Origin of the sequence: Streptomyces sp. NPDC058469 (assembly GCF_042721125.1) — a bacterium.
In the GTDB taxonomy this organism is placed as follows: domain Bacteria; phylum Actinomycetota; class Actinomycetes; order Streptomycetales; family Streptomycetaceae; genus Streptomyces.
Genome location: NZ_JBHXME010000104.1, coordinates 18,892 through 38,511 on the forward strand (window position 1 = coordinate 18,892; position 19,620 = coordinate 38,511).

20 protein-coding genes are annotated in these 19,620 nt (G+C 69.7%); 1 reads left to right on the forward strand and 19 read right to left on the reverse strand.

Features of this window, described 5'->3' with window-relative positions:
* Position 1: 1 nt before the first annotated feature.
* From ACFWP5_RS34350 to proS, 14 genes are all read right to left on the reverse strand, one after another.
* Entirely contained in the window at positions 2 to 364 is a 363-nt protein-coding gene (locus tag ACFWP5_RS34350) for a YraN family protein (RefSeq protein ID WP_384165648.1), read from the reverse strand.
* A gap of 127 nt (positions 365 to 491) precedes the next feature.
* Positions 492 to 800 carry a DUF2469 domain-containing protein gene (locus tag ACFWP5_RS34355; RefSeq protein WP_003965949.1) on the reverse strand — a complete coding sequence of 103 codons (309 nt, stop codon included), beginning with the start codon at positions 798 to 800 and terminating at the stop codon, positions 492 to 494.
* A gap of 56 nt (positions 801 to 856) precedes the next feature.
* Positions 857 to 1,390 carry an NUDIX hydrolase gene (locus tag ACFWP5_RS34360; protein WP_384165651.1) on the reverse strand — a complete coding sequence of 178 codons (534 nt, stop codon included), beginning with the start codon at positions 1,388 to 1,390 and terminating at the stop codon, positions 857 to 859.
* Positions 1,380 to 2,159, reverse strand: coding sequence for a signal peptidase I (gene lepB / locus ACFWP5_RS34365; protein WP_384165654.1), 780 nt, complete (start codon positions 2,157 to 2,159; stop codon positions 1,380 to 1,382). Before lepB (ACFWP5_RS34365) ends, ACFWP5_RS34360 begins: the two co-directional genes overlap by 11 nt.
* A 78-nt stretch (positions 2,160 to 2,237) precedes the next feature.
* Positions 2,238 to 3,212, reverse strand: a complete 975-nt coding sequence (gene lepB, locus ACFWP5_RS34370) for a signal peptidase I (RefSeq protein ID WP_384165657.1) — start codon at positions 3,210 to 3,212, stop codon at positions 2,238 to 2,240.
* Positions 3,100 to 4,212, reverse strand: coding sequence for a signal peptidase I (gene lepB / locus ACFWP5_RS34375; RefSeq protein ID WP_384165660.1), 1,113 nt, complete (start codon positions 4,210 to 4,212; stop codon positions 3,100 to 3,102). The genes lepB (ACFWP5_RS34370) and lepB (ACFWP5_RS34375) overlap by 113 nt, the downstream gene beginning before the upstream one ends.
* On the reverse strand, positions 4,205 to 4,921 hold the full coding sequence (gene lepB / locus ACFWP5_RS34380; RefSeq protein WP_384165663.1) for a signal peptidase I: 717 nt from the start codon (positions 4,919 to 4,921) through the stop codon (positions 4,205 to 4,207). Before lepB (ACFWP5_RS34380) ends, lepB (ACFWP5_RS34375) begins: the two co-directional genes overlap by 8 nt.
* 45 nt (positions 4,922 to 4,966) lie before the next feature.
* Complete coding sequence (gene rplS / locus ACFWP5_RS34385) at positions 4,967 to 5,317, reverse strand: 50S ribosomal protein L19 (RefSeq protein WP_384165692.1); 351 nt, start codon at positions 5,315 to 5,317, stop codon at positions 4,967 to 4,969.
* Positions 5,318 to 5,450: 133 nt separating this feature from the next.
* Positions 5,451 to 6,284, reverse strand: a complete 834-nt coding sequence (gene trmD / locus ACFWP5_RS34390; protein ID WP_384165665.1) for a tRNA (guanosine(37)-N1)-methyltransferase TrmD — start codon at positions 6,282 to 6,284, stop codon at positions 5,451 to 5,453.
* A complete protein-coding gene (gene rimM / locus ACFWP5_RS34395) occupies positions 6,281 to 6,886 on the reverse strand; it encodes a ribosome maturation factor RimM (RefSeq protein ID WP_384165668.1) in 606 nt (201 codons plus the stop codon). The genes trmD and rimM overlap by 4 nt, the downstream gene beginning before the upstream one ends.
* An 82-nt stretch (positions 6,887 to 6,968) precedes the next feature.
* Complete coding sequence (locus tag ACFWP5_RS34400) at positions 6,969 to 7,208, reverse strand: RNA-binding protein (RefSeq protein ID WP_005479813.1); 240 nt, start codon at positions 7,206 to 7,208, stop codon at positions 6,969 to 6,971.
* Between the two features lie 2 nt (positions 7,209 to 7,210).
* Entirely contained in the window at positions 7,211 to 7,630 is a 420-nt protein-coding gene (gene rpsP, locus ACFWP5_RS34405) for a 30S ribosomal protein S16 (RefSeq protein ID WP_328678514.1), read from the reverse strand.
* A 276-nt stretch (positions 7,631 to 7,906) separates the two neighbouring features.
* Positions 7,907 to 8,503, reverse strand: a complete 597-nt coding sequence (locus ACFWP5_RS34410; protein ID WP_019058697.1) for a hypothetical protein — start codon at positions 8,501 to 8,503, stop codon at positions 7,907 to 7,909.
* A 261-nt stretch (positions 8,504 to 8,764) separates the two neighbouring features.
* Positions 8,765 to 10,180, reverse strand: a complete 1,416-nt coding sequence (gene proS, locus ACFWP5_RS34415; RefSeq protein ID WP_384165672.1) for a proline--tRNA ligase — start codon at positions 10,178 to 10,180, stop codon at positions 8,765 to 8,767.
* 198 nt (positions 10,181 to 10,378) lie between these two features.
* On the opposite strand from proS, the gene ACFWP5_RS34420 reads away from it, so the two are divergent.
* The gene (locus tag ACFWP5_RS34420; protein ID WP_384165675.1) at positions 10,379 to 11,236 is read left to right on the forward strand and encodes an SAM-dependent methyltransferase; all 858 of its coding nucleotides are present in this window, start codon (positions 10,379 to 10,381) and stop codon (positions 11,234 to 11,236) included.
* 6 nt (positions 11,237 to 11,242) lie between these two features.
* Here ACFWP5_RS34420 and ftsH read toward each other — a convergent pair whose 3' ends face one another.
* The 5 genes from ftsH to ACFWP5_RS34445 all read right to left on the reverse strand — a co-directional run bounded on the left by ftsH (position 11,243) and on the right by ACFWP5_RS34445 (position 19,116).
* Positions 11,243 to 13,180 carry an ATP-dependent zinc metalloprotease FtsH gene (gene ftsH / locus ACFWP5_RS34425; protein WP_384165678.1) on the reverse strand — a complete coding sequence of 646 codons (1,938 nt, stop codon included), beginning with the start codon at positions 13,178 to 13,180 and terminating at the stop codon, positions 11,243 to 11,245.
* 137 nt (positions 13,181 to 13,317) lie between these two features.
* Positions 13,318 to 14,868 carry a signal recognition particle protein gene (gene ffh / locus ACFWP5_RS34430; RefSeq protein ID WP_384165681.1) on the reverse strand — a complete coding sequence of 517 codons (1,551 nt, stop codon included), beginning with the start codon at positions 14,866 to 14,868 and terminating at the stop codon, positions 13,318 to 13,320.
* Positions 14,869 to 14,973: 105 nt separating this feature from the next.
* Positions 14,974 to 17,424 carry a [protein-PII] uridylyltransferase gene (locus tag ACFWP5_RS34435; protein ID WP_384165683.1) on the reverse strand — a complete coding sequence of 817 codons (2,451 nt, stop codon included), beginning with the start codon at positions 17,422 to 17,424 and terminating at the stop codon, positions 14,974 to 14,976.
* Between the two features lie 25 nt (positions 17,425 to 17,449).
* On the reverse strand, positions 17,450 to 17,788 hold the full coding sequence (locus ACFWP5_RS34440) for a P-II family nitrogen regulator (protein ID WP_003997576.1): 339 nt from the start codon (positions 17,786 to 17,788) through the stop codon (positions 17,450 to 17,452).
* Positions 17,785 to 19,116, reverse strand: a complete 1,332-nt coding sequence (locus ACFWP5_RS34445; protein ID WP_384165686.1) for an ammonium transporter — start codon at positions 19,114 to 19,116, stop codon at positions 17,785 to 17,787. Before ACFWP5_RS34445 ends, ACFWP5_RS34440 begins: the two co-directional genes overlap by 4 nt.
* Positions 19,117 to 19,620: the final 504 nt, after the last annotated feature.

Consider the following 19,620-nt stretch of genomic DNA (forward strand, 5'->3'; position numbering starts at 1 on the left):
CTCAGGCCACCCCCCGGGCGTGCTCGACCACGGGTCCGCCGCGCCGGGGCAGGACGACGCCCACCAGGTCGATACGGACCCCTCCCGGCGGAGCTCCGCCGTGGGCGTGGATCCACCGCTCGGCGAGGCCTCGTAGGCGCTCCGCCTTCTCGGGCGTCACGGCGGCCATCGGGTGCTCGAAGACACCGGCCCGCCGTGTCTTGACCTCGCAGACGACGAGGGTGTCCCCGTCCCGCGCCACGATGTCGATCTCGCCGGTCCTGCCACAGCGCCAGTTGCGCTCCAGGACGGTCATTCCGGCCTCTGCCAGCCGTCGTGCGGCCAGCGTCTCGCCGTACTTGCCGAGTGCACTGCGTGCGTTCATGTCGGCACCACCTCCGGCACCAACCGTCACGCGGAACGGTCCACCAAGTGGATCTTGGTGGACCGTTCAGTGATTGTGGAGAACTCCGTCACCCACACGGGCGACAGCCACCCCGCGGGTGCCGCCGTCACCCGCCCGGCAGCTCCAGGTCACTCTTGTTCAGCTCCTCGATGTTCACGTCCTTGAACGTGAGCACACGGACCTGTTTGACGAAGCGAGCCGGTCGATACATGTCCCACACCCAGGCATCCGCCATGGACACCTCGAAGAACACCTCACCCTGGACCGAGTGCACCTGCATCTCGTAATCGTTGGTGAGGTAGAAGCGCCGTTCGGTCTCGATCACGTATTTGAACAGACCGACGACATCGCGGTACTCCCGGTAGAGCTTCAGCTCCATCTCGGTCTCGTACTTTTCGAGGTCCTCGGCGCTCATGGCATGTTCCCCTTCAGCCGTGCGATCCCACCATTGTGCGCCAGTCCCGTAAGCCCCTAGACGATTTCGGTGTCAAGAGTCACGGGTCCGGCCGGGGGACCTTCGTCGAGCAGCCTGCGGAGCAGCTCGGCGAGTCTGGTCGGATACACCGTCTCATGCGCCCGGTCCAGTTCCCGGCACGTCCACCAACGCGCTCCGGAGACGCTGCGTCGCTCCAGCTCGGTGAGGGCCGTGGCGCCGGGCACGCCCTCGGCCGTGGCGGACGTCCTGGCCAGGTAGTACCACTCGTCCTGGTCCCAGCGGCGGCCCGCGAACGGGAAGGAACATGTCCGTGTCCACAGGACCGGGCCGAGTTCGACCTGGGTGATGCCGGTCTCCTCCGCGAGTTCCCGTAGGGCGGCCTCCTCGTGGGTCTCGTCGCCCTCCAGGCCGCCGCCGGGTGTGAACCACCAGTCGTCGGCCGGATCGTCCGGCTCATGGCCGTGGAGCAGCAGGATGCGGTCCTGCGGGTCGAGCAGGACGACCCGGGCGACCTTGCGCAGGCCGCCCTCGTAGGAGTCCTGGCCCTCCTCGGTGACCTCAGCGGGCACCGGCGGGCTCCGTCCTGGCGCGGGCGCGGCGGCCGGCCGCAAGCTTGGCGATCGGACCGTAGGCGCCGCCGCCGAGGACGAGGACCGCGCCCGCGACGATGACGGCGAGGATGGCGCCCAGCGGGCCGGGGTGGGAAAGGCCGCCGAGCGGCTCGAAGCCGGTGGGGCGCTCCAGCGTGCCCTTCATGGGCCAGACGACGGCGTCCACGCGGGCGCTCACGGCGCTGCTCGCGACGGTGCCGCCGGCGACGTCCGTGAGGTGGGCGCTGGAGTCCAGGGAGCCCTGACGTTCGTCGCCGAGGAGGAACAGTCGGCCCTTGGGAACCTTCACCGCGGGGATCGTCTTGTCCTCGGCCGCGCCGCCCTTGAGGTAGCCCTCGTCGATCTGCTTGCCGTTGACGACCAGCTTGCCGTTCGTGCAGCAGGAGACGGTGTCTCCGCCGACGGCGACCACACGCTTGACCACGGGCGCGTTCGTCACCCAGGTCTTGTCCGTGAAGACCACGACGTCGCCGCGGTGCACCTCGTCGCCGTCGACCCGTTGGGCCAGCACCCGGTCGCCCGCGTCGATCGTCGGCGTCATCGAACTGGTCGGCACCGTGTACGGCCGGTAGACGACCGCTCCCCAGCCGAAGCCCCCGAGGAACAGCACAAGGCCCAGCGCGACGGCCAGTCCGGACAACCGCTGTCCGGTCCGGCTGCCCACCGGGCCCTTGCCTGTGCCACCGCCGGTACGCGGGGCCGTACGTGTTGCGCTCTCGCCACCCATGGGTCCGCACCCTACCCGGCGGTACCGAGGGTGGTCAGCCCTTCCTCCGGGACCAAGGTCACAAGCTCTACAAGGCCTTTACTCGTCCTTGCCCGACCGCTTGCGACGCCACAGGACCAACGGCAGGACACCGATGAGGGCGAGGCCCTCCGGCGCGGCCGTCAGGAGGCGCGAGGCCGAGGCCTGGGTGTTGATGCCCGCTTGGTCGAAGGTGTCCGGGATCGGCAGCGTGCCCCAGCGGTTGATGGGCCAGGCCTTGACGATCGCGCGGCCGACGACCTCCTTCACCGGGACCATGCCGTGGTGCTTGTCGGACTGGTTGTAGCGCGAGTCCCGCGAGTTCTGCCGGTGGTCGCCCATCACCCAGATGTCGCCCTTGGGGACCTTGACGGTGAACTGGCCGCCCTGGTCGTCGTTGGTGCACGGGGTGTTGCCGGGGTAGACGTACGGCTCGTTCAGCGCCTTGCCGTTGACCATCAGGGGGCCGGTGCCGCTGCAGGAGATGGTGTCGCCGCCGACGCCGATGACCCGCTTGATGAGGTCCTTCTCCTGGGCGGACGGCATCAGACCGATCCAGCTGAGCACCGTCTGCAGGGCGTTGGGGTTGGCCGCGGGCTCGCCCGCCAGCCAGTCGTCCGGGTCGTGGAAGACGACGACCTCGCCGCGCTCGGGCTCGGAGCCGAACCACGGGGTGAGCTTGTCGACCAGGACGCGGTCACCCTGCTGGAGGGTGTTCTGCATCGAGTCGGAGGGGATCGAGAACGCCTGCACCAGGAACGTCTTGATCAGCAGCGCGAGGACGAGCGCGATGACGACCAGGATCGGCAGCTCCTTCCAGAAGGAGCGCGGCTTCCTCGGCTGGGGGGTCGGGTCGCCCGGCCCCTGTTCCTCGGTGCGGGTCGCGTCGCCCGGCGCCGTACCGTCCTCGTCCGCTCCGGAGTCACTCCCGGAGGTCACGGCGCTGTCCGCGGCCGGGGCGGGTGCTTCCACGGGATGTCCGTGGTGTTCCTCGCCGTCGTGTCCGGACCGTGCGCCAACCGCCACATCCCCCACGCCAACTCCTTACTCCGTGCCGCCGCCTGCCCCATCCTCGGCGCAGGCCCACCACTCCCATAACGAGCGGGAGTTCCGCAGGGCTCGGGAGTTGGATCGATCCGTTCGGATCAACCGGGGCAACCCTATGCGACAGTTCGGGAGCGGCGGTCGCCCCCGACACGGAGTTGGAAACCGATGCGAAGGTTTTAGGTTCGTTCAGGCTGGTCCAGTGCCCCATGGGCCAGGCGATCACCTTGGCCCGCCCCACCACCAGGCTGAGCGGGACCGTGCCTCCGTAGCTGGTGTTCTGGTGTGCTCGGGAGTCGGCCGAGTTGCCTCGGTGGTCGCCCATCACCCACAGCCGCCCCTTGGGGACGGTGATGTCGAACGCCGTTTCGGACGGTGCGTTCCCGGGATACAGGTAGTCGGCCTCGGTCAGGGGGACGCCGTTGACGGTCACCCGCCCTTGCGCGTCACAGCACTTGACGTGGTCGCCGCCGACGCCGATGACCCGCTTGATGAGGTCCTTCTCGTTGTCGGACGGCAGCAGGCCGATGAACTGGAGGCCTTCCTTGACCTGCTTGACCACGATCGGGTCGTTCTTCTTGGTGGTCTGCTCGTCCGCGAGCCAGCCGCCCGGGTCGTGGAAGACGACGACGTCACCGCGCTTGGGCTCGGAGCCGAACCACGGGGTGAACTTGTCGACCAGGACACGGTCGCCGATCCGGATCGTCTGCTCCATGGAGCCCGACGGGATCACGAACGCCTGGAGGAGGAAGGTCTTCAGGACGAGGGCTATGAGGACCGCGACCCCGACCAGGAGCGGTATCTCCCGGACGGCGGAGCGCCGTCGGCGCCGCTTGACCTTGCGCTGGAGCTTGCGCCGCTCGGCCCGGCTGCGGCCGACGCCCCCGGCCGGGGCGAGCGCGCCCGCGCGCCGGGAGCCGGTCGGCAGCAGGTTCTCGTTCCCGAAGGAACCGCCCGGCGTCGCGCCGCGCGGCCTGCCGCGGTTACCCATGGGCGCTGTCCGCGGCGGGTACGCGCGCGTAGGCGCCGGGTCGGACGAGGTGGGTCCAGTGCCCGGCGGGCCAGACGATCCAGTCGGCTCGGCCGATGACGTCACCAACGGGAATCATGCCTCCGCCCGGGTCACCCAGGTGGTCCCGGGAGTCACTTGAGTCGCCGCGGTGGTCACCGAGGACGAACAGCGTGCCGTCGGGCACGACCACGTCGAAAGCCACGGTGGACGGGGTGTCCCCGGGGTACAGGAACGCCGTCTCGTCGACCGACCGCCCGTTCACCTCGAGCCTCCCCCTCTCGTCGCAGCAGAGCACGTGGTCTCCCCCCACACCCACAACGCGCTTGATGTAGTCGGCGTCCCCGAAATAGCCGGTTCCGTCGAACACAACGATGTCGCCGCGCCGCGGATGAGCACCGAAACGGTACGCCAACTTATTTACGAGAACGCGGTCGCCGATCCTCAATCCGGATTCCATGGATCCGCTGGGAATCTGGAACGGCTGCAGCAGGAAGGTGTTGAGCAGCAGCAGAAACACCAGACAGACCAGGGCAGTCAGGGTGATCCGGCCGCCGGGCAGCCACTCGGCGACACGCGACACCAACGCGAAACGCGACCGGTCCTCCGGCTCTCCGGTGTCCGAGGTGTCCTCGGAGTCGGAAGGGCGGGAGGAGCGGTCGCGCTCCGCGGGCTGTGCTTCGGTGTCCATCGGAGCCAGATGTTATCCGGCCCCGCCAAGAACCCCGTCGTGACCTCAGTTGTCGCGCTTCTCCTTGATCTTCGCGGCCTTGCCGCGCAGGTCACGGAGGTAGTACAGCTTCGCGCGACGGACGTCACCACGGGTCACGAGCTCGATCTTCTCGACGATCGGGGTGTGCACCGGGAAGGTGCGCTCGACGCCGACGGAGAACGAGACCTTGCGGACCGTGAAGGTCTCGCGGACACCGGCGCCCTGGCGACGGATGACTACGCCCTTGAACTGCTGCACACGGGAGCGGTTGCCCTCGATGACGCGGACGTGGACGTTGACGGTGTCACCCGGGCGGAAGGCCGGGATGTCGGTGCGCAGCGAGGCGCCGTCGACGGTGTCGAGCAGGTGGGACATGTCGTCTGCTTTCTTCATCGATGCCACAGGTCACCGACGGGAGATAGGTGTGCTGAAGGGTGCTGTCCGAGTCGGGGCGGGCGTCATGTCCCCCTGTGGCAGGGGCGCACGCCGGACGACGCACAACAGCGACCTATTCTTCCACGCCGTCCGGCCTGCGCCAAAATCGGCCGTACGGCTCCCCCTCCGGGTCCGGTGACCAGCCCAGGATCGAGAGCATCTCGCGGTCCTTCTTGTCGAAGGCCTTGGGCTCGCAGCGCTCGATCAGGTCGGGCCGGTGGGCGGCGGTGCGCTTCAGCGCCTCGTCGCGCCGCCAGCGGGCGATCTTGCCGTGGTGGCCGCTGAGCAGCACGTCCGGGATTTCCCGGCCGCGCCACTGGGGTGGCTTGGTGTAGATCGGCCCCTCCAGGAGGTTGGCCATGGCGCCGGGAGCGAAGGAGTCGTCGCGGTGGGACTCGGCGTTGCCCAGGACACCCGGCAGCAGGCGTGCCACGGCCTCCGTGACGACCAGGACGGCCGCCTCGCCGCCGGCGAGCACGTAGTCGCCGATGGACACCTCGTAGACGGGCATCCGCGTCGCGTACTCGTCGATCACCCGCCGGTCGATGCCCTCGTAGCGGGCCGGCGTGAAGACCAGCCAGGGCCGCTCGGAGAGCTCTACGGCAAGTTCCTGGGTGAAGGGCCGGCCGCTTGGCGTGGGCACGATGAGCGCCGGCGCACCGGAGCCGGTCTCGTAGCCGTCGGCCAGGACGGAGTCCAGGGCGTCCCCCCAGGGCTCGGTTTTCATGACCATGCCGGGGCCGCCGCCGTAGGGGGTGTCGTCGACCGTGTTGTGGCGGTCGTACGTCCAGGAGCGCAGATCATGCACGTGCACATTCAGCTGTCCACGCGCGCGTGCCTTGCCGACGAGGGAGACGTTCAGCGGTTCGAGGTACTCGGGGAAGATCGTGACGACGTCGAGCCTCATGCGTCGGCGTCCTCGGAAGGGTCTTCCTTGGAAGGGTCTTCCTCTGAGGAGTCCTCCTCTGAAGGGTCTTCTTCGGAGGAGGCGATCTCCGCCTGGTCGTCGATCAGCCCGGGCGGCGGGTCGATGACCGCGCGCTGCTCCTCCAGGTCGATCTCGACGACGATCGACTCGACGAACGGGACCATCACCTCGCTGCCGTCGGGACGCTCCACGATGAAGAGGTCCTGGGAGGGCAGGTGCGAGATCTCGGTGATCCGGCCGATCTCCTCGCCGTCCTTGGTGACGACGTCGAGGTCCATCAGCTGGTGGTCGTAGTACTCGTCCTCCTCCTCGGGCAGCTCCTCGGGATCGATCTCGGCGATCAGGAGCGTGTTGCGCAGGGCCTCGGCGCCGGTGCGGTCGCGTACGCCCTCGAAGCGCAGGAGGAGGCGGCCGCTGTGGACGCGGCCCGTCTCGATGGTGAGCGGTCCCGTCGGGGCGGGGTCCGTGAACAGGACGGCGCCGGGCGCGAGTCTGAGCTCGGGCTCGTCGGTGCGTACCTCGACGGTGACCTCACCCTTGATGCCATGGGCACGGCCGATCCGTGCGACTACCAGTTGCACGTGTCCAAATCTCCTGTCCTACGACGACGGGCCGGGGACGGCCAAGTGGCCCTCCCCGGCCCGAGCCGGTGTGCGATAAGCGTCAGCGGACGTGGTCCACGTCGACAAGGTCGACGCGGACACCTCGGCCACCGATGGCACCCACGACGGTGCGCAGAGCGCGAGCGGTGCGGCCGTTGCGGCCGATCACCTTGCCGAGGTCGTCGGGGTGCACCCGGACCTCCAGCACGCGCCCACGACGCAGGTCGCGCGAGGCGACCTGCACATCGTCAGGGTTGTCGACGATGCCCTTCACGAGGTGCTCGAGAGCCTCCTCGAGCATGCTCAGGCCTCGGTCGACTCGGACTCGGCCGCAGCCTCGTCCTTCTTGTCAGCCTTCTTCTTCTGGGTGATCGCCTCACCCTTGCTGGCGTCGTCGCCACCAAGAGCGTCGAACACCGGACGCGCGGCCTTCGGCGCGGCCACGAGCAGCGGAGCCGGGGCCGGCAGGCCCTTGAACTTCTGCCAGTCGCCGGTGAGCTTCAGGATGGCGAGCACGGGCTCGGTCGGCTGCGCGCCGACACTCAGCCAGTACTGCGCGCGGTCGGTGTCGACCTCGATGCGCGAGGGGTTCTGCACCGGGTGGTACAGACCGATCTCCTCGATGGCCCGGCCATCACGGCGGGTACGGGAGTCGGCGACGACGATGCGGTAGTGAGGCGAACGGATCTTGCCCAGACGCTTCAGCTTGATCTTGACTGCCACGGGAGGGGGTTCTCCTGGTTTTGACGTGGTTGGGCACGGCGAGATGGCCGCGTGGGGTTGCGGTACCCGAGTGCCCGATGGACGCGTCAGCCGGAGGCGAGAGGGTTCCTGTGCGGCTGTCGAGTACAGCTAGCCATTGTGCCACACCCTGGCGGTCCGCCCGACCGGGGAGGATGCCCCCGCCCACGCGGAAGCGACACCCGGCGCCGGGAGGTGACCGGCGCGGGTGTGCGCAACCCGGCCTGCGGGATGCGGCTGCCACGAGCAGCCGCGTCCTCAGGCCGCGCCCACGACCTCCGGGATGCGGAAGGGCTTGCCGCAGCCCCCGCACACGATCGGCGCCTGGGCCAGCACCGACGGGACGACCCGTACGTTACGACCGCAGTCGCACACCGCCTTGACGCGGACGCCGCCACCGGAAGAACCGTGACGGGCAGCCGGGCCGCGGAACGTGCGGGAGGTGTCGGCCGAGGTGGCGACGGTGTGGGCCTTGAGCGCGCGCTGGAGGCGCTCGATCGTCGGTCGGTAGCGCCGCTTGGCCTCGGGGTTGAGCTGGACCAGCGAGAAACCGCTGCTGGGGTGCGGTTCGTCGGGGTGGTCCAGGCCCAGCTCCTCGGCGATCGCAAGGAATCTGCGGTTGTGGTAGCGGCCGGCGCGGGACGTGTCACGCACGCCGCGCGAAGCGGCGATGCCATGGACTGCCTCATGCAGCAGTCGCTCGAAGGAGAGCTCGTGTCCGCAGGCGGACGACGACTCTCCGATCAGGGACTCGGGCGCGGCCAGATCGGGCAGCTCGGGGTGGTACCGCTGAATGTCGGCCCACGCCTCTGCCAGCTCTGCGGCGAGAACAGGTGGTGTCTGTGTCGTGCTCACGTAATGACAACGAGCCGGAGTGCCCCTGTGTTCCGATTCCGGGGCATCCCAAATAATTTGCACGTACCCGTCAGTTGCCGCTGATGCGTCCGGAGGAGGGCGGGTGCGCTGATCTGCGGAGAAGCCTCACAGCTCATACCAAGCTGGTGCGTAGTCCTCCGTACGACCCGGCGCGTAGACGGTGTCCGCACGCCGGGGTAGCTGCACTCCGCCGTTGCGCAAGAGGCGTTTCGGTCGCTCTCCCGCCGGAAGGGCGCTACATCAGTAAGCGCGCGCGACGACAGCGACGTTACCGGGCGCCTTGTCGTCGTCCGGCACCGACCCGTCCTCGGCGACCAGACACCGTACGGTCACCGCGTGCTCGGCCAGCTCGGCCTCGCCTTCTTCGCCGAGCGTCGCCCACGGGATGCGTGCCCAGCCGCCGGCGGTCGCGGCCTCGACGGCCTCCGCGATCGTCGACACCTCGGAGGTACGGGACTCGCGCCGCTCACGGGACTGCCTCAGCAGCAGCGCCTGATCCTCCTCCAGGACTACGGGAAGCAGCTCTACGAGGGAGTCGATCGCCACCGGCTCCTTGCCTCCGGGGATGCGGCGGGCCAGCATCGCCGTGCCGCTCTCCAGGTCACGGGGTCCCACCTCGATCCGTACGGGCACGCCCTTCAGCTCCCAGTCGACGGCGCGGCGCCCGAAGGGGATGTCCGTGCGGTCGTCGACCCGGACGCGGACGCCCGCCGCCTTCAGCCGGGCCCCGATCTCGCGGACCTTGGCCAGAACCGCCTCGTCGCCCTTGATCGCGAGGACGACGACCTGGATCTGCGCCAGCCGCGGCGGCACCCGGAGTCCGTCGTCGTCGCCGTGCATCATCACCAGGGCGCCGATCATGCGCGTGGTGGAGCCCCAGGAGGTCTGCCAGACCAGTTCCTGTTTGCCTTCCTTCGACAGGTACTGGGTGTTGAAGGCCTTCGCGAAGTTCTGGCCCAGCTCGTGACTGGTCGCCATCTGCAGCGCCTTGCCGTCGCCCATCATCCCTTCGAGGGTGAGGGTGTTGATCGCTCCCGCGAACCGCTCCTTGACCGTCTTGCGCCCCGGGACGACGTCCATCGCGAGGACGTTGACCATGAAGTCCTCGTACACCTGGCGATGGATGTGCGCGGCGAAGTCGCGCGCCTCCTCGTAGGTCGCGTGCGCCGTGTGGCCCTCCTGCCAGAGGAACTCGCTCGTGCGCAGGAACAGACGGGGGCGCAGCTCCCAACGGACCACGTTCGCCCACTGGTTGATCAGCAGGGGCAGGTCGCGGTAGCTCTGCACCCACTTCGAGAAGTACTCGTTGATGATCATCTCGGAGGTGGGCCGGACGACCGCGGGCTCCTCCAGCTCCTTGCCGCCGCCGTGCGTGACCACCGCCAGCTCGGGCGCGAAGCCCTCGACGTGGTCCGCCTCGCGGGCGAGGTAGGACTGCGGGATCAGCAGCGGGAAGTACGCGTTCTCGGTGCCCGTCTCCTTGATGCGGGCGTCCATCTCGGCCTGCATCCGCTCCCAAATGCCGTACCCGTACGGTCGGATGACCATGGAGCCGCGCACCGGGCCGTTGTCGGCCAGCTCGGCCTTGCTGATCAGGTCCTGGTACCAGCGCGGGAAATCGTCCGCCCTGGGGGTGAGTACGGGTGCCTTGGCCATGGCGCGATCGTACGGGTCCACGTTGCCGTCATGTGAATTCTCGCCACTCCCACAGAGAAGCCACAAGCCGGGCCCCACAACCCCTGGACGCCGTAGCGCGTGCGGAGTTTGCTGGCTTACGGGGGAAGTGCGGGCGCACATCACGGGGGCCTCGGAAACGGGCACGGCCATATCTCTCGGCGGATTGGGGCGCTTTCGATGACACCTACGCTCGTGCGGCAGTACCTGCCTCACGCGGGGCCCGCGCCCCGCGTGGACCTGGGTGCACGCGCGCGTGACTGGTCCGAGATCCAGGAGCGGATGCTGGTGCCGCTCTACGAAGCGGTCTACGAGCGACTGGAAGTGGGGTCCGGCACCCGGCTGCTCGGCCTCGGCTGCGGTTCCGGGCTCGCCCTGCTGATGGCGGCCTCCAGAGGCGCGACGGTCACCGGTGTCGAGCGCTTCTCCCCCGAACGACTGGCCCTCGCCCGGGAGCGGCTGCTGCCGGCCGCATGGTCCCCACGCGCGCGTGCGCACACCCGGCTCGTCTACGGCTCCCCCAGGGACGCGGCCGACGCGGAGACGCCCGCGTACACCCTGGTGACCGCCTTCGAGCCCATCGGGTGCCTCGCGGGCGACTCGGAGGGAGTCGGTGACCTGCTCGCCGCCGCGACACCGCTCGCCGCACACGGGACGCCCGTGGTGCTGGCGGGCTGGGGTCCGCCGGAGCGCTGCGCGACCTCGTCCGTGCTGCGGGTGGCCACCAGGCTGGCGGACCCGCTGCGGGGTACGGGCAGCCCGCGCCCGGTCCTGCGCGACGACCTGGAGGAGGTCGCCCACCGCGCGGGCCTCAGGCCGGACGGCTCGGGCCGGGTCGCCTGCCCCTTCGGGTACGCCGACGTCGAGAGTGCCGTACGGGGGCTGCTGTCGACGGGGCTCTTCGATGCGGCGATCGTCGCGACGGATCAGGCGCAGGTCGACAAGGAGTTGGCGGAGGCGTTGCATCCGTATCGTCGGCAGGACGGGACGGTGTGGATGCCGAACGTCTTCCGGTATCTCATCGCGCGTACGACCTGAGGATGACTACGGTTCTTCCCTGAACAGGCGCGTGACGCCCGCAATGCGGTACGCGTCCGTCTCCTCCAGGGTCTCGTTCTCCAGGAGGGCCGCCGCGAGCGCGTCCAACTGGTCGCGGTGGTCGCCGAGTTTGCGGATGGCCTCGTCGTAGCACTCGTCGACGATGCGGCGCATCTCGTGGTCGATCACGTCCAGGGTCCCTGGTGCCGCCGAGAGGCCGTAGGCCTGCTGGGCGTCGCTGGGGAGGGCGGAGAGGCGGCCGACGCGCTCGCTCATGCCCCAGCGGGCGACCATCCCGCGCGCGATGTTGGTGACCTGTTCGAGGTCGTTCTCGGCACCGGTGGTGATCCCGCCGTAGACGACCTGTTCCGCGGCCATGCCGCCGAGGGCGCCGATGATGCGGCCGCGCAGGTACTCCTCGGTGTACGCGTACTTGTCCGCGTCCGGCGTCGAGAGCGTGACGCCGAGGGCCCGGCCGCGCGGGACGATGGTGATCTTGCGGACCGGGTCGGCGCCGGGCTGGAGCATGCCGAGGAGGGCGTGGCCGCTCTCGTGGTAGGCGGTGCGCCGGCGTTCCTCCTCGGGCATCACCAGCGGGCGTGCGGCGCCCAGTTGGACCTTCTCCAGGGCTTCCGAGAGGTCGGACTGGGTGACCTGGTCCTGCTTGCGCTTGACGGCGAGGAGGGCGGCCTCGTTGGCGAGGTTGGCGAGTTCGGCGCCGGTCATGCCCGGGGTCGTGCGGGCGACCTGGGCGAGGTTCACGTCCTTCGCGAGCGGGATCTCGCGGGTGTGGATCTCCAGGATCGCCTCGCGGCCGCCCCGGTCCGGTGGCGAGACCACGACCACCCGGTCGAAGCGGCCGGGGCGGGTCAGGGCCGGGTCCAGGACGTCGGCGCGGTTGGTCGCCGCGATGACGATGACGCCCTCGGAGCCGGAGAAGCCGTCCATCTCGGTGAGGATCTGGTTCAGGGTCTGCTCGCGCTCGTCGTGACCGCCCATGCCGCTGCCGCCGCCGCGGGCCCGGCCGATGGTGTCGATCTCGTCGATGAAGATGATCGAGGGGGCCACCTTGCGGGCCTCCGCGAACAGTTCACGCACGCGTGAGGCACCGACACCGACGATCATCTCGATGAACTCGGAGGCCGACGCCGAGAAGAACGGCACCCCCGCCTCCCCCGCGACCGCCCGCGCGAGCAGCGTCTTGCCGGTGCCGGGCGGGCCCGAGAGCAGCACGCCCCGGGGCATCTTGGCGCCCATCTTGCGGTAGGCATCGGGGTTCTTGAGGAAGTCGACGACGTCGTTCAGCTCGCCCTCGACCTCGTCGATGCCGGCCACGTCCTCGAACGTCGTGCGCTGCTTGCCCGGCTCCAGCTCGACCGGCTTGGGCGGGGCCTTGCGGCCGAGCATGCCGCCCGCGCCGCCGAGCCCCGAGCTCATCCGCCGCGCGATGAAGAGCCACAGGACGACCAGGAGCAGCATCGGGGCCAGCGAGATCAGCAGATTGGCCAGAAAACTGCGGTGCTGGACGACCGGCTCCGCCGTGACGGTGACGTTGTGCTTGGTCAGGTCCTCCCAGAGCTGGTCGTCCGCGAAGGTCGGCCGCTCCGTGTCGAACTTGGTGTACTTTCCGTCGCCGTCCGGGTTGTCCTGGCCCTTCTTGAGCTGGCCCTGGATCGCGTTGCCCTTGGCGTAGATCTTGGTGACGTTGCCCGCGTCGACCTGCTTGCTGAACTCCGTGTACGAGATCGTCGGCTCGTTGCCCTCGTTGAAGAAGGACAGGATGAGGTTCGCGATCAGGTAGACGACCAGCGCGGTGAGGATCAGACTCCACCAGCCGCCGCGCATCTTCTTCCCGCCCGGCGACGGCTTCGGGGGCTCGTCGGGGGTGCCCTCGGTACGCCAGGGCTGGTCGGGCGACTTGCGCGGCGGCGCAGGGTTGGTCATATCGGGACGTTACGACACGGGTCGGGCGTCGGCACGCCAGTATGCGCTGAGGGCGCCCTTCCGGAGAAGGGCGCCCTCGGCGACGTAGCGGACGGGCTGTCAGCCCAGGAAGTTCCTGAAGCTCAGCCCACGAACTGTCAGCCCATGAACTTCTTGAACTCGTCCGGCAGCTCGAAGTCCTGGCCGCCCTGCTCGGGCAGCCCCAGCGGGTTGCCACCCTGGGCGCCGGCCTCGCGGCGCTGGGCCTCTTCCAGCTCCTGCTGCTTGCGCTTCATCGGGTTGCCGGAGCGCTGCTTGCCCTTGGCCTGCTTGGGCTGCTTCTTGGTGCGGCCGGGGCCGCCACCCATGCCCGGCATCCCCGGCATGCCGGGCATCCCGCCGCCCTGCGCCATGCGGGACATCATCTTGCGGGCCTCGAAGAACCGCTCGACCAGGCCCTTGACGGCGCTGACCTCGACACCGGAGCCCTTGGCGATACGGGCACGGCGCGAGCCGTTGATGATCGTCGGCTCCTGGCGCTCGGCCGGGGTCATCGACTTGATGATCGCGGCCGTACGGTCGACCTCCCGCTCGTCCAGGTTGTTGATCTGGTCCTTGATCTGGCCCATGCCGGGGAGCATGCCGAGCAGCTTGCTGATGCTGCCCATCTTCCTGACCTGTTCCATCTGGGACAGGAAGTCGTCGAGGGTGAAGTCCTGGCCCTTCTTGGACGCCAGCTTGGAGGCCATCTTCTCGGCCTCTTCTTGGCTGAACGTCTTCTCCGCCTGCTCGATCAGGGTGAGCAGGTCACCCATGTCGAGGATGCGGGAGGCCATCCGGTCCGGGTGGAAGGCGTCGAAGTCGTCGAGCTTCTCGCCGTTCGACGCGAACATGATCGGCTTGCCGGTGACCGAGGCGATCGACAGGGCCGCACCACCGCGGGCGTCACCGTCGAGCTTGGAGAGCACCACACCGTCGAAGCCGACGCCGTCGCGGAAGGACTCGGCGGTGTTGACCGCGTCCTGACCGATCATCGCGTCGACGACGAACAGGATCTCGTCCGGCGAGACCGCGTCGCGGATGTCCGCGGCCTGCCGCATCAGCTCCTGGTCGATGCCCAGGCGGCCGGCGGTGTCCACGATCACGATGTCGTGGACCTTGGACTTCGCGAACTCCATGGAGTCCTTGGCGACCTTGACCGGGTCACCGACGCCGTTGCCCGGCTCGGGCGCGTAGACCGCGACACCGGCGCGCTCGGCGACGACGCTCAGCTGGTTCACGGCGTTCGGGCGCTGGAGGTCGGCGGCGACGAGCAGCGGCGAGTGCCCCTGGTCCTTGAGCCACTTGCCGAGCTTGCCCGCGAGGGTCGTCTTGCCGGCACCCTGCAGACCCGCGAGCATGATCACGGTCGGCGGGTTCTTGGCGAAGCGCAGGCGCCGGGTCTCGCCGCCGAGGATCGTGACGAGTTCGTCGTTGACGATCTTCAGGACCTGCTGGGCCGGGTTCAGCGCCTTGTTGACGTCGGCGCCGAGGGCGCGCTCCTTGACGTTCTTGATGAACGTCCGTACGACCGGCAGCGCCACGTCCGCTTCGAGGAGGGCGATCCGGATCTCACGCGCGGTGGCGTCGATGTCCGCCTCGCTCAGACGCCCCTTGCCACGCAAATTCTTGAAGGTCGCTGAGAGGCGGTCGGAGAGAGTATCGAACACGGCGGCGTCGGTCCTCGGAGTCGGGGGCAGTGTGAGCGTCTTCCAGGGTATCCGGCCGCGCAAGCGAATCGTCCCCGCCCGCGGGGTCGGAAAGCCGGGACGGGCTCACGCCCGCAACGTCTCCTCCAGCTTCCGTGCCGCCGCGGCCGCCTCGTCCGTCGGCAGGGGGACGCCCTCGGGGGTCGTCACGTAGAAGGCGTCGACCGCGTTGGAGCCCAGGGTCGAGACGTGCATGCTCCGGACGCGTACCCCCACGTCGTCCAGGGCACGGCCGATGCGGTGCAGCAGCCCGGGGGCGTCGTGCGCGCGCACCTCGATGACCGTCGCGTGCCGGGAGGCGGCCGGGGCGACCGTCACGCGGGCCGCCGGTGCCACGACACCCCGGCGGCGCGGATACGCGGCGTCGCGTTCGGCGAGACGCCCGGCGATGTCCAAAGACCCGTCCAGGGCGCGTACGAGATCGGCGCGCAGCCGGGCGGCCTGGGGCAGGGAGCCGTACTCGGCGGCGACCCGCCAGTTCAGCAGGAGCACCGAGCCCTCTACGCCGTCGGGCAGGTCGAGCGCGCGCAACTCCGCCGTACGGACCGTCAGGCGGTGCATCGCCAGGACGCCCGCCACCGCGGGCAGCACGCCCGGCTGGTCCGGTACGGCGATCAGCAGCTCCACGCCGAGGGGCTCGGGGTCAGCGGCGGGCTCGTCCTCGGTCGGGGGTTCGGTCTGGGCGCGCAGGGCGAGGACCGGGCCGCCGGTCGCGACGGCCTCGATCGCGAGCCGTTCCTGTTCCGCGGTGGCCGCGCCGGCCTCGGGCTCCTCGGGGGCGTCGCCGGAGAGGACTGCGGCGACCCGCTTCACCAGGTCGGTGACGAGGGAGGCCCGCCAGGACGACCAGGCGGCCGGTCCGGTGGCCAGCGCGTCCGCCTCGGTGAGCGCGTGCAGCAGTTCCAGGGTGCTCGTGGTGCCGACGGCCTCGGCGACCGAGCGAACAGTCGCCGGGTCCTCCAGGTCGCGCCGGGTGGCCGTCTCGATGAGCAGCAGGTGATGGCGTACGAGGGTGGCGAGTACGGCGACTTCCGCGCGGTCGAAGCCGATGCGGGCGGCCACGTCCTTGGCGATGATCTCGCCGGCCACGGAGTGGTCGCCGGGCCAGCCCTTGCCGATGTCGTGCAGCAGCGCGGCGACCAGGAGGAGGTCGGGGCGGCTGACGCGGCGGGCGAACTCCGAGGCGCGGACGGCGGTTTCGATGAGGTGCCGGTCGACGGTCCAGATGTGCACGGCGTTGCGCTGCGGGCGGCAGCGCACGCGCTCCCAGTCGGGCAGCAGCCGGGTGATCAGGCCCTCCGCCTCCAGCGCCTCCCACACATCCACCGTGGGCTGCCCGGAACCGAGCAGCGTCACGAGCTGTTCGCGCGCCTCGGCGGGCCACGGCGTGGGCAACGGACGCACGGCGGTCGCCATGCGACGCACGGCGTGCAGCGACAGCGGAAGTCCGGCCTGCGCGGCGGCAGCGGCGGCACGCAGCGGGAGAACGGGGTCGCGCTCGGGGCGCGCGGCACGGGCGAGCACCACCTCGCCGTCCTGTTCCACGACCCCTTCGGCCAGCGGGGAGCGCTCGGCGGCGGGTTTGGCGCCCCCGCCGAGCATGGCGCGCAGCCTCGGCCGCACGGCACGGGACCGCAGCACGCGCCCCACTTCACGCCAGGTGACATCACTGGCGTACGACACGACACGCGCCGCTTCGTAGACCTGCCGCAGCAGGGTGTCCGCGTCGAGCAGGCCCAGCTCGGCGGCGACCTGGTCCTGCTCCTGGAGTGCGAGCCGGTCGGTCGCGCGCCCGGTGGTGAGGTGCAGGGCGTCGCGCACGTCGAGGAGACGGCGGCGGGCGTCGGCGAGTCCTTCGCGCGGGGCGTCGGCGAGCCAGGAGGCCGCTACGGCGCGCAGCGCGGTGGCGTCGCGCAGGCCGCCGCGGGCCTCCTTGAGGTCGGGTTCGAGGAGGTACTGCAACTCGCCCTGGCGCTCGGCGCGTTCGGCGCAGAGTTCCTGGAGTTCGGGGAGGCGCTTGGGCGCCTGGTTGCGCCAGTCGGCGAGGACGGCCGTACGCAGTCCGGCGGTCAGGCCGAGGTCGCCCGCGATGTGGCGGGCGTCGAGGAGGCCGAGCTGGACCTTGAGGTCCTCGCCCGCGGTCTTGCGGGCCTCCGCGGGCGTACGGACGGAGTGGTCGAGGGCGAGGCCGAGGTCCCAGACCGGGTACCAGATGCGGTCGGCGAGGGCCGCGACGGCGCCGGAGTCGCTGCCGTCGTGCAGGAGGAGCAGGTCGAGGTCGCTGCGCGGGGAGAGTTCGCCGCGGCCGTAGCCGCCGACCGCGACCAGGGAGACGCCCTTGAGGGCCTCGGAGCCGGCCGTGAAGAGGCCGGACAGCCAGTCGTCGGTCAGTTCGGCGAGGGCTGCACGACGCGGCGGCCCGGACCGCACCCCCTCAGTGAGGAGGCGCAGCCGGGCCGCCGCATAGCCGCTGGGTCCGGAGTCCTCTGCATCCTTGCGCACGTCCGTACTCGACACCCAGCGACTCCTGTTCTGTTTCTTTTTAGAGCGCGTCCGGTCCGCGCTCGCCGGTCCTGACCCGGACGGCCGTCTCGACCGGGAGGGACCAGACCTTGCCGTCACCGATCTTGCCGGTTCGGGCGGCCTTGACGATGACGTCGATCAGCTGCTCGGCGTCGTCGTCCTCGGCCAGCACCTCGATGCGGATCTTGGGGACCAGGTCGACGGTGTACTCGGCGCCCCGGTAGACCTCGGTGTGTCCCCGCTGACGACCGTAGCCGCTCGCTTCGGTGACCGTCAGACCGTGGACCCCGAAGGCCTGGAGGGCTTCCTTGATCTCGTCGAGCCGGTGGGGCTTCACGACGGCGGTGATGAGCTTCATGCGTCCACCTTCTTCGTCTCCGGGGCGGCGAGGGCGGAGCTGCCGATGCCACCGCCGGCGCCGCTGAAGTCGTATGCGGTCTCGGCGTGCTCGGCCTGGTCGATGCCGGCGACCTCTTCGTCCTCGGTGACCCGCATGCCGATGGTCTTGTCGATGAGGAAGGCGAGGACCGCGGAGGCGACCAGGGAGTAACCGAGGACCGCGCCGACACCGGCGAACTGCTTCCACAGCTGGGTGAAGGAGTGGTCGCCGTAGAAGACGCCGGTCGCGGCGGACTGGCCCTTGCCGGTGGCGAAGAAGCCGATGAGCAGGGAGCCGAGGATACCGCCGACCATGTGGACGCCGACGACGTCGAGGGAGTCGTCGATGTTGAACCTGTACTTCAGGCCGACGGCCGCGGCGCAGCCGACACCGGCGATGGCGCCGACGGCGATCGCGCCCATCGGGGAGACCGCACCACCGGACGGGGTGATGGCGACCAGACCGGCGACGGCACCCGAGGCCGCGCCGAGCGTGGTGAACGCGCCGTGGCGGATCTTCTCGTAGGCGAGCCAGGCGAGCATGGCGGCGGCGGTGGCGACCTGGGTGTTGACGAACATCAGCGCGCCGACGCCGTCGTCGTTGCCGAGCCACGAACCGGCGTTGAAGCCGAACCAGCCGAACCACAGCAGACCGCAGCCGAGCATGACCAGCGGGAGGCTGTGCGGACGCATGGGGTCACGCTTGAAGCCGACGCGCTTGCCGATGACCAGGATGACGCCGAGGGCGCCGGCGCCGGCGTTGATGTGGACCGCCGTACCACCGGCGAAGTCGATCACACCGAGCTTGTAGGCCCAGCCGTCGGCGCCCCACACCCAGTGGGCGACCGGGACGTAGACGACCGTGAGCCACAGGGCGACGAAGAGCGCCCAGGCCGAGAACTTGACGCGGTCGGCGATGGCACCGCTTATCAGGGCCGGTGTGATGACGGCGAACATCATCTGGAAGACCATGAAGACGAAGATCGGGATGGTGTAACCGGGCCAGAGGTCCGTCAGTCCGACGTCACTCATGCCCAGCCAGTGGGAGTCGTAGCCGATGAAGCCGTTGCTCGAACCGAAGGCGAGCGAGAAGCCGTAGAGAACCCACAGGATGGTGACGATCCCGATGCTGATGAAGCTCATCATCAGCATGTTCAGGGTGCTCTTGACGCGGACCATGCCTCCGTAGAAGAAGGCGAGTCCCGGTGTCATGAGCAGCACCAGGGCAGAACAGATCAGCATGAAGCCTGTGTTCGCGGAGGACAGTTTGGGTGCCTCAGCGGCAAGCGTGATGGCGGCTGATGCCATCGGCGTCTCCTCGTCGGTTGTACGGCCCCGTGCGGGCGAAGCCTGGATGCGGTCCGGTCAAGGCGGGGGGTCCGGTTATGCGCCATGAGATTGGCGCAGCGCGGTTTCCGTCGACGCCCCTCGATGTTTCGCCGGAGTGACGAAGGCGCCTTGCGTGTTACGCGTCGATGAACCGCCGGATCTCCGGCCGCGCGATCGTTATCGTGGCGCAACCTTTTCCGACGGCGTGAAACCGGCCGCGGTCGGCCTTCCGATGACCTGGCGCGGGGGCGCCGGGGCATGGGTCCAGACCCCTCCGGCGCACTCATGCGGCTCGGTCGGGAGTCTCTCGGCGAGGTCGGCGATTCCGGCCGGACCAACGACCCCACGCGCCGTCGCGCGGCGGGTCTTTCGAATACGAGTGTTGACGCGCTCGGGCCGCTCGGCGGCCGGTGACGAGACCGGCCGCGGTCGGCCCTCCGATGACCTGGCATGGGGGTGCCGGGTCGGGCGGGTAGGGAGGGC